The 9965-nt window shown below is 48.6% G+C and carries 8 protein-coding genes and 1 pseudogene; 6 read left to right on the top strand and 3 right to left on the bottom strand.

What is annotated here, in order from left to right; genetic code table 11:
* Positions 1-532: 532 nt before the first annotated feature.
* Positions 533-679: pseudogene (locus tag MJ770_RS07405) on the bottom strand (transposase); the annotation flags it as partial.
* Between the two features lie 725 nt (positions 680-1404).
* Here MJ770_RS07405 and MJ770_RS07400 point away from each other — a divergent pair.
* From MJ770_RS07400 to MJ770_RS07375, 6 genes are all read left to right on the top strand, one after another.
* Complete coding sequence (locus MJ770_RS07400; protein WP_239250974.1) at positions 1405-3120, top strand: cation:proton antiporter; 1716 nt, start codon at positions 1405-1407, stop codon at positions 3118-3120.
* On the top strand, positions 3117-4001 hold the full coding sequence (locus tag MJ770_RS07395; RefSeq protein WP_239250973.1) for a universal stress protein: 885 nt from the start codon (positions 3117-3119) through the stop codon (positions 3999-4001). Before MJ770_RS07400 ends, MJ770_RS07395 begins: the two co-directional genes overlap by 4 nt.
* A 1019-nt stretch (positions 4002-5020) precedes the next feature.
* A complete protein-coding gene (hemP, locus tag MJ770_RS15625) occupies positions 5021-5212 on the top strand; it encodes a hemin uptake protein HemP (protein WP_445083134.1) in 192 nt (63 codons plus the stop codon).
* 211 nt (positions 5213-5423) lie between these two features.
* Positions 5424-6062 (top strand): DUF4198 domain-containing protein, encoded by a 639-nt coding sequence (locus MJ770_RS07385; protein ID WP_239250972.1) that lies wholly within the window; start codon positions 5424-5426, stop codon positions 6060-6062.
* A gap of 502 nt (positions 6063-6564) precedes the next feature.
* Positions 6565-6708, top strand: a complete 144-nt coding sequence (locus tag MJ770_RS07380; RefSeq protein WP_239250971.1) for a hypothetical protein — start codon at positions 6565-6567, stop codon at positions 6706-6708.
* A 22-nt stretch (positions 6709-6730) separates the two neighbouring features.
* Entirely contained in the window at positions 6731-7447 is a 717-nt protein-coding gene (locus tag MJ770_RS07375; protein ID WP_239250970.1) for a PepSY-associated TM helix domain-containing protein, read from the top strand.
* A 261-nt stretch (positions 7448-7708) separates the two neighbouring features.
* Here MJ770_RS07375 and MJ770_RS07370 read toward each other — a convergent pair whose 3' ends face one another.
* Positions 7709-9085 carry an ATP-binding protein gene (locus MJ770_RS07370; protein ID WP_239250969.1) on the bottom strand — a complete coding sequence of 459 codons (1377 nt, stop codon included), beginning with the start codon at positions 9083-9085 and terminating at the stop codon, positions 7709-7711.
* Positions 9085-9780, bottom strand: a complete 696-nt coding sequence (locus MJ770_RS07365; RefSeq protein WP_239250968.1) for a response regulator — start codon at positions 9778-9780, stop codon at positions 9085-9087. Before MJ770_RS07365 ends, MJ770_RS07370 begins: the two co-directional genes overlap by 1 nt.
* Positions 9781-9965: the final 185 nt, after the last annotated feature.

Here is a 9965-nt window from a genome sequence, read left to right as displayed (position 1 = left end):
GCCTACAGCTAACATATAAAGTGCCCTGCTCCTTGCGGGGCATTTTATTTTCTGGAGTAGAGCGCCGTTCTCTTTGGAATTAAAACTTGGGGTGTGTTTGGTCGCACATAGCAAGCAATTATTATTCCCATACTCGCATCCTATGTCTAGTTTTTAACATGTTGTATATACAGAACTTCACTGCCCAGTGTTATATCGAGCTTTAAAATTTCATGCAGTTTTATTTTTCGCTATTGCCACTAAGCGTGGCGCACGCCTATCTGAGCTTAACGCCCAGGTAAGCGGCTGGAGCAAGCGAACTACGTTTGTGGAAGTCCAGCTTGGCCGTTTTGTTATGTAATTTACGAATACTCATATGAATAAAAAAATAGAGGGAGAACTGCAATACCCAAAGTGATGGCCAAACCTAATACGTAACTAAAGTGGTCAAAGCCGAATGCCACTAAGTTAAGGAGCATAAAAATAGTTAAAACAATAAGTTATACAGTTATGGCCCGCGCTTGGCATCAAACAGGCCGGATGCCTGCTCTTACAGCTCTTTCTTCCACATGCCAACTTGTGTGGGATGCACCCCAAATTCCTGACCAATTTGATTCACCGTTTTGATCCCACGGATCGCTTCAAGTGCTACCTGGGCCTTGAATTCACCACTAAAATTCTTGCGCTTCGTTTCACTTATATCCTGTTCCTCAATTGCAACAGGTCACCACCTTAATTTATTGTCTGAATATTAGGGTCCACTATACGTATCTACTCATCATCTGCATCTGGTAATGCGAGCAGACTTTCTATCTCGCGGTGGACAGATACGAACGGTATGGGATGAGAACTCCCTCTTGTTGGAAACGAGGAATATTGAGAAACCACGTCAGCCTGATGATGCAGCACGCGAAATAAAGGTGTTGCGATTAACGAAATGGTTCTTGAAATTGAATTATAAATCGCTTATAATTCAACGAGTTTAGGCTGTGCATGATGTCGACGCTACCATCATTACATGCTTGACCTCAAACAGAATTTCTGTGGCGCAGTATGTACAATCGTATCGCTCACGGGTATTTCGACATCAACTCTTGGAGTTGGTGGCGTGAGAGACGGCGCTGCCAAAGTTGCTTCAGCAACTATCCTGCTCATACTCAATGGGGCCGGACAATGATTCACCGTTTCAAAATTTCTAATTAGAGGATCATCGGTCCGCCGCCATTATAAGGCCGCTTTTCTTCCACGTCTGCTGTACCACTTGGCGCCAGCTTCGGCGCACGCTTAACTTTTCACAAAGGTATCGATCATGTATGTTTTCTCTCCCGGTCCAAACTCCAACGATTCTCGCGCACTGCTACTGGCAGAGGCGAATAAAATACTGCTGTTCATTGCCGTCAGATTTAACTGGGAAATATCCACGTAATGGAAAATTTGTCACATATCCTACTGTTGCTGGGCGTTACGGTCGCCGTTGTACTTACCTTCCAGCGTCTGCACATCCCCACTAGTCTGGGCTATTTGCTGGTCGGGGTAATTCTCGGTCCGCACACGATTGGGCCGATTGTCAATGTGCCAGAGTTCAAGGCAATGGCGGAATTTGGCGTGGTTTTTTTGTTGTTTACGATCGGTCTGAATTTTTCTTTGCCACAGTTACATGCACTTCGACATCAAGTGTTTGGGCTTGGCTCGGGGCAGGTGGCCTTCACAACCATCGTGGTCGGCGTCGTCTCTTGGTTGGCCGGCTTGCCTGGTGCTGCGGCATTCGTGATCGGAGCAGTGTTTGCCCAATCGTCCACCACCATCATCGGCAGCCAATTGGCCGAGCAAAAGGAAGAGGACTCGCCGCATGGACGACTCGGACTGGCGATGTCGGTGTTTCAGGATGTCACGGCGGTACCTTTTCTGGTAGTCATTCCCGTGCTGGGTATGGCAGTGAGTGCCGAATTATTGGCGGTCGAACTGGGATTGGCGATGGTCAAAGCCTTACTAGCGTTCGCTCTTGTGTTTTATTTCGGTCGTTGGTTGCTGCGCCCGCTGTTTCACCTCGTCACGCGGCGCCGCTCCGCCGAGATATTCACTCTGGCCGTATTACTGGTGGCCTTGCTCGCTGCTTGGACGACCTTCAGTCTCGGCCTGTCGCTGGCATTCGGTGCGTTTCTGGCGGGCATGATGCTGGGCGAGACTGAGTTTCGCCACCAGGTAGAATCCAGTATCCGCCCCTTCCGCGATGTGCTACTCGGTCTCTTTTTCATCGGTATTGGCATGTTGTTCGACCCAGCGACGATTCCTCACATATGGCATTGGGCCTTGCTCGGCGCGCTGTTGCTATTGATGAGCAAAATTTTGCTGGTCGCAGCCATGGTTAAAAAAAGCGGGATCGACACCCTGGCGGCGTGGCGCACGGCATTGCTTCTGGCTGTGGGCGGAGAGTTCGGCTTTGCCCTGCTGGCTATCGCGCTTGACGCCAAGGTGATCGACTTGGACGTGGGGCAAATCGCGCTGACAGCTGTCCTGTTCTCAATGATCGCGGGCGCTTTTCTTATACGTTTCAATCATGCCATCGCAACTCGATTGGTAAAAGTCCGCCACGATGCAGACCAAAGCATTGCCTCCCGGGTGTCGGATGCACCCAAGCCGCAAGTCGTTATTGGCGGCTATGGCCGTGTCGGCCACACGATCGCAGTGTTGCTGAAGGCTAGCAGCGTGCCGTTCGTAGCTTTTGACACTAACCCGCAGCGGGTAGCGCAGGGCCGAGCCGACGGCCACTCGGTACTTTATGGCGACATTTCTGATGCAGAATTACTAGCGGCAGTTCACGTGGAACGGTCCTCCTTGGTTGTTATCACGGTGGATGATCATGCTTATGCGTTGCGCACCGTTACTGTTTTGCGCAGCAGTTGCCCGCATGTCCCCGTCATCGCGCGGGCACGAGATCTCGAATCAAGCTCACAACTCATCGACGCCGGCGCCACCCATGCCTACCCGGAAGCGATTGAAGCTAGCCTGCGTCTGGGGGCGACAGCGCTGCGGATGCTGTCGATTCCGACCGACGATATAGATATAATGCTTCAGGACGTGCGCGATTGGGACTACAAACCCGTGCTCGAAAAAGAACCCGCTCAGGAAAAAAATCCATGACATCGCTCACGCGAATTCTTGCTACCACTGATTTGTCGGCTCCCGCCCGTCACGCCACGGAACGTGCTGCACTCGTGAGCAAGGACACGGCCGCGCCACTCGATCTGCTGCATGTGGCAAATCTCGCGCCCTTAGAGCGGCTGCGGCAATTCATGGACACCACGCAAGGCGATATGGAACAGCGGGTGCTTGATACCGCTCGGCAACGGCTTCAGGACTTGGCGGCTTCTCTCCAGCAACGTTATGGTGTGGAGGTGGGCACGCGTGCGGTGGCTGGTTCCTTGTTGGCCGAACTGGCCAAGGAGAGCAAAAGTCTGGCTACCGGTCTGTTGGTCTGTGGCGCCAAAGGGGAAAGCGTCATTCGGCGCCTTTTACTGGGAACGACGGCGATGCGAGTTTTGAGCACGACGACGTGCCCCGTACTGGTGGTCAAGCAAGCTCCCCACGAACCTTACCGTCGGCTCCTTGTGCCCGTTGATTTTTCGCCCTCGTCGCTTCGCGCGATCTTGCACGCACGCCGCATCGCCCCAAAGGCCGACATCGTGCTGTTGCACGTCTATGATGTTCCCTTCGAGGGGCAATTGCGCTACGCCAGTGTGGACGAGGACACCATCAATCACTATCGTATCGTTGCTAAACAGGAAGCTATCCAAAAACTCCATGCTCTGTGTGAAGAGGCTGGGCTGTCGCTCTATGAAACCCACCAGCTCGTCCTGCATGGCGATCCAACCTCACGTATCATTGAGCAAGAGCAGGAACAGGATTGTGATCTGATCGTGATGGGCAAGCACGGTGAAAGTTTTTTTGAAGAACTGCTGTTGGGCAGTGATACTAAGCGTGTCCTGGATGAATCGCAAAGCGACGTACTGGTAACAGTGTGACTGTGATGAAACAGCCATACGATGGTACGTAACAGCAGCAATTTTGAACCTGTCGGTACTTGGCTGACACCTCCGCGCTATTTCTGATGGCTCTGGTGGGACACGCATATGCTGTGCTTCTTTAACCGTGTACTTTAGTAAACTGCCAGCAGTGTTACCCTTACCGCGATACAGGTGTATCCCAGTACTGGGTGATCTGTGAAGCTTGTTGTTATTTATCTGGAAGGGGAGAAAAAAGGCGGCTCAAAATTTTTCAACGATGAAGGCGCCTTGGGTAAGGCTTATCCGGCTTGTGCTGCTACTTCTTCAAGCAACACAACAAACGCATCGCTCCCTGTTCATACTACGGTATCCGCTTCGCGAACAAAAATATGAATATGCTTGGCTAATTCAATTAATTTCTGGTGGGTACCATGGCCTAGAATTTCCCTCAGCGTCGTGAATTTGGCAATATCAGTAAGTATAACTGCGCCATATAGATTGTTTTGCACACAGAGCAACATAGTGAATTGAAAACTTTCCATCAGCTTGTACGATTAGACAGTCCAGGCAGGGCATCAAAGTACGAGCTTCTCCTTGGTCAGTTTATGTTTATTGGTAATACTGGCCAGTTGTGCAGCTTGCTACATTCTATGTATATCTGCATCACTAGCGGCCTGTCGGGCTTAAATGAAAACAGCTGAAAATTGAGCTGAGCACGGTAGATTTCGATATTCTATTGAGCAATAGAATAATTATCACACTGCAAAATTTTCATTATCTATCCTCTCTCAACTTAATTATCGCTACGATTCAATACGTCCGACAGGCTTCTAGAGTTTGTGCATTACGATGATAGATAGAGACATTTGCAGTCACTTTGACTGAAAATAATATAAGTCTCATGTAGATTCGCCATATTTTATATCAACCCCGCACTAAGTTATGGATGTTATGGATAATAACAATTGCATTCATTGTAAAATGTAGTAATAATACGAATCGTTCGTATTATTACTACTGTATATATTTTTATAGCTATGGCAATTCAACGTGAAACAGAGGCTACTAACACAATGTTAATTTTGGCTTCAAGAACTAATACCAATTCAAATATCCGCATTAAGAGTGAGAGTTTGTTTCAACTTAAATGTGAAATCGAAATTGAACATGCAGGACGTATTTATCTGCTTCGGATAACTCAGAGCAATAAATTGCTCTTGACTGCATAAAGTCATCCCTGAACAAGTAACCGAACGAAACTAATTCAATCTGATGGCAATTAATCCGAATTTATTAAGTTGGTAACTTTATACATAACGATAACAGGAGGTTTTAAATGAATTAGAAAAAAAATTGAAGTGAGTACGATCTTTCCTGCCGAATTCGGCAGAAGTAATTCTGCTCAACCTGCACATTAATTTTGAGAAAAGGAATTTATTAATGAAAACAACACTAACGATTCTTGCCGTTGCCATGAGTAGTATGCTTAGCTTCAATTCTGCCGCACACGCGCTATGGTTAGAGGGCGATACTACTGAGAGCAAACTTTATTACGGCGAATATGGTAATAACGTGCGGGAAGCCTCACCAGGTAAGTTAGACAATGTCGTCACACCAATGATTACCATTGTTGACGCGTCTGGTGAAGAAAAGTCTGTCTCTGCAAAGCGCAGCAGCAAGTACTATGAAATTCCAGGTGGCGCTACGGTACTAGTTCAAGCACTCAAACAGCCAATTCGTACTCCACAAGGAGATCAGACTACGCCTGCGCGAAAGAGCTTTTTGTATGCACGGCAGGGCAAAGGGGGCAACTTACCATTGGATATAAAACTAAACGCAAACAAGTTGAGTTTAAGTTTTAAGGGCAAGCCACTGGCCAAGGCTGAAATTGTTCTTATTGCGCCAAACGGTTGGGAAAAACCACTTCGCACAGACGACAATGGAGAAACGACTTTTTCACTGTTAGAGCCCGGGCTTTATGTCGCTGAAGCTAAGCACAAAGAAAACCACCCCGGAGAATTTGAGGGTAAAGCTTACGCTGGCGAAAATCATACAGTTACGCTCAGTTTTTTAAAATAAATCCGGCAGCCCATTGCATCCACAACCGAATCATGCGGCTACTTAACTTTAGCAACATTTAGGATGTGTTTGTTTCAGCTTAAAACTTTGGCGTGCATTTATATAGGGTCTCTCGCACTAGTTCGCAGTTGAAAGGTATGCCACACCGTAGTTATATCTGATCACGCATAAGGGCATCGTACAGGTGCCATCGTAAAAGGGAAGTACGAAGCTCACGAATAAATATTGCCCATTAAATTAATCTAAATTTCTATTTGATTTTAAGCCAGCCACGTGTTGTTCACCAGCCAGCCACTTTTTATGAATTTGAAAACAGGGGAGCTCATGGAGTTCAAAATATCACATCCGCATTATTGGTGGTTTTGGCATTACATCATCTCTCCAGCTCAGCCTTTGCACAAAAATCACAAGCGGTAAAGAATTACCCAGCTACGAGTTGCATCAGCTTATGCCGATAACAAGCAGCGTGCGTACTGCCTGTGTTTTCTGGATTCAAAATTTGATGTCTAGGGACGGCCAGCGTACGTTACTGTTCGATCTCGATACCGTAATTCAACGGTTGAATACTGACAACGCGGATGAAACTGATCGCACACATTTAACAGGTTGTAATTACATCCTGGTACATATGTGGGGTACACCATAATAAATTATTCTGGAATAATCACATGTCGACAATCGATCAGTTTATTAAACTTAACAGTGTCAGCCCAGAAGAAGTCGCTGATAAAAGTCTACTTGATACAAAAAACCGTGACGCACGTTCACGGCGTTCCGTTTTCTTGAAATGGTTACGCAAGACACATGGTTGGATAGGGCTCTGGGGTGCGGCCATAGGCTTGCTCTTTGGCGTGACTGGTATTTTGCTGAATCATCGTACCATTTTGAAAATACCGGCTGCCCAAACTCAAACAACGAATCTGCAAATTCCTATGCCTACTCCCGCACCAGCCAACGCAAAAGCAATGGCCAGCTGGTTGCAACGGGAATTGGTTGTAGATAGTCCTGCCTCACAAGTACGTAGTGAACCGGCTAAACCTGTGGCATGGGGAGATAAAACACTGCAACAGCCTGCGCAATGGTCTGTTACTTTTAAAGGGACTCAAGTCAACCTGCAGGCGGAACATTGGGTCGGTAATACCTTCGTCTCAGTCAAGCGTAATGATCAAAACGTATTCGGTACATTGAACAACCTGCACAAAGGTAACGGTGTTGGCATACCTTGGGTACTTCTCGCAGACACTTTGGCAGGCAGCATTATCTTCCTGTCATTAACCGGTGTCGTACTTTGGACGCAATTTAATCGCCGTCGCATCATCGGCTTTGGAATAGGCTTAACGTCGCTCACGCTGCTGATCATCTTTGTCATGCAAGCCTTTGTGTAAACAAGTAGACTTTGAACGGAGATGGGACAGGGTTTGTGAACAATTACAGCGAGGCATTTCGCTAGACCATAGAGACCAATTTTATTTATTTTCTCAGTATATGGGATGCCTTCGGAAATCAGGATGCGGGGGTATTTCCAGATAATCACTGGTCTTTGAACCTACGCTGAGTTGAGTCGCTCTGAGATTGTCACTCTAAAAAGGACTTTACCGCCTAAGTAGTAAAATATTTGCTGTTCTCCAGATACTCATCGCCAGTGTTTATTTGGTCTGATTAAGTGGCAATCGAATGCGTACGTTGAGCCCGCCATCGGGTTCATTGCTTGCGGTCATTACGCCACCGTGCAGGTGTATCGCGCGTTCCGCGATCCCTAATCCCAGGCCGTACCCACCGCTCTCCCTGTCGCGGGCATAACCCACGCGCACGAAGGGTTCAAATAATTTCGTCAACATATCGTCCGGCACGCCGGGACCATGATCGCGTACTTGAACAAGCAGCCAGCCGGGGTGCTCAGGGTCGTGCTGCAAGGTGATGTCTACCGAGGTATTCTCATCCGTGTGTCTTACTGCGTTGCGCACTACATTTTCCAGGGCGCTTCTCAGCAGGGGTTCGTTGGCCTCGATGGTTGCCGACAAGCTATTGATGGTGCGCACCTGTCGATTCGCGGCACGCGCTTCAAAATCCGCGTTCTCAGCCACTTCTGCCACGAGGGCGGCTACATCAACCGGCTCTGAATGGGCGAGCCGGGTATCAGACTCCAGGCGCGTGAGTGATAAAAGCTGTCCGATCAATTCATTCAGACGTTCGGCTTCGTGCTCGATGCGATCCAATTCGGCATTGGTCTGATGTTGTTGGCGTTGACGCGCGAGCCCCAATGCCACCTGCAGCCGAGCCAACGGTGAGCGCAGTTCATGTGAAACGTCGCTGAGCAACTGTTTTTGTGAGCCGATGAGAATTTGCAGGCGTTCGGCCATATGGTCGAAATCACGGGCGAGATCGGCGATTTCATCCCGGCGCCTACCCATGGTTGACGCGACTCGCAAACTGAGATTGCCGGCAGCGAATTGATGAGTCGCATTGCTGAGTCGCCGTATAGGCCTGGTGAGATATCCAGCCAGAAGAAAGCAGACCAGTCCGCTGACAATCGCGGCCACGATGAGGGGAAGCGCGATGACTCGCGGTCTGCTCAGTACTCTATTCAGGGTTACCGCCTGAAAGTCTGGCACCAACAGGTATTCGCCGGCGCCGGACACCTGAATCAGGTTATGGCGCTTATGCGATCGTCTTTTATCTATTGAACGCTGTGATTTCCTTTTGCGATCCAGGTGTTCCGCGAGATGGGATGATATGGGGCGATCAAGTAAATCCTTGCCTGCTCTATCGATCAATAAAAAGGGGGTTGCCTCGGTTCGGTCCAGTTTTTTCAGCCACGATTTCAGCCCTTCAATTCCTTCGCTTTTCGCGACTAACCGAGCCTCGTTGATATAGGTTAAATGCCGGTCGCGTGGACTTTCGATCTCATCCTGCGCGTGCGTGCGCTCCAGAAAGAGCGAAGCTGCCAGCAAACTGGCGCCGGCGAACAGGATGAGCGAAATCCAGAAGGAGAGAAAAATTTTCCAGAAGAGGCGGTTCATCATCAACGTGTGTACTGGTAGCCAACACCACGAACGGTTTTGATTCTTTCCTCGCCGTTGGCAAGTGGACCAAGCTTTTTGCGCAAACTGCTGAGATGCATGTCGATACTGCGGTCATAACGCGTCAGCTCTCTGCCCAGGGCGCGTTCTGATAATTCCGTCTTGGACACGACATGGCCGGCTTCACGCAGTAGCACTTCAAGGACACTGTACTCTGTGCTCGTCATGGTGACAGGCCGCCCATTCAGAGCAACTGTGCGCGACCCGGTTTGAACCTCGAGATCATCGAGTTTCAATATTTCCGGTGGCGCTGATTCTTCGCCGTGTTGTTTTTGTGATTGTATACGCCGGAGTATGGCGCGGATGCGGGAGACCAATACGCGCGGGTTACAAGGTTTTGGTAGATAGTCGTCAGCGCCCAGCTCAAGGCCGATAATGCTATCCACATCCTCGCCGCGGGCCGTTAGCATCAGCACCGGCAATAAAGAGTCTTTACGCAATTTGCGTAATACATCAAAGCCATTCAGCTGCGGCATCATCACATCGAGTACGACCATGTCGTAGTCGCTTGTTCGGGCCTGATTCAATGCGGACTCGCCGTCATGGGCCATACCCACCTGGAAACCTTCAACTTCCAGGTATTGCTTTAGCATCACGCACAACTCAATGTCATCATCCGCCAGCAGTATTCGGTTCATGGCATATTTCCGATCTTAATCAACAAACCTGCACTAATGTTGCCATAATGGGAGGTATAAGTAATTACCCTTTTTCCAATAATTACCTATCTTTACACAATCTTACACAGCTGCGACACACTTTGACGCCGAAATTAACTATTCTGGCAGCATGCTTTGATTCACAAAGCATATCACTAACAGAT

Origin of the sequence: Candidatus Nitrotoga sp. M5, from assembly GCF_927904885.1 — a bacterium.
Lineage (GTDB): Bacteria > Pseudomonadota > Gammaproteobacteria > Burkholderiales > Gallionellaceae > Nitrotoga.
The sequence above is the reverse complement of the archived record's forward strand: the minus strand, read 5'-3'. Positions and strand labels throughout refer to the sequence as shown.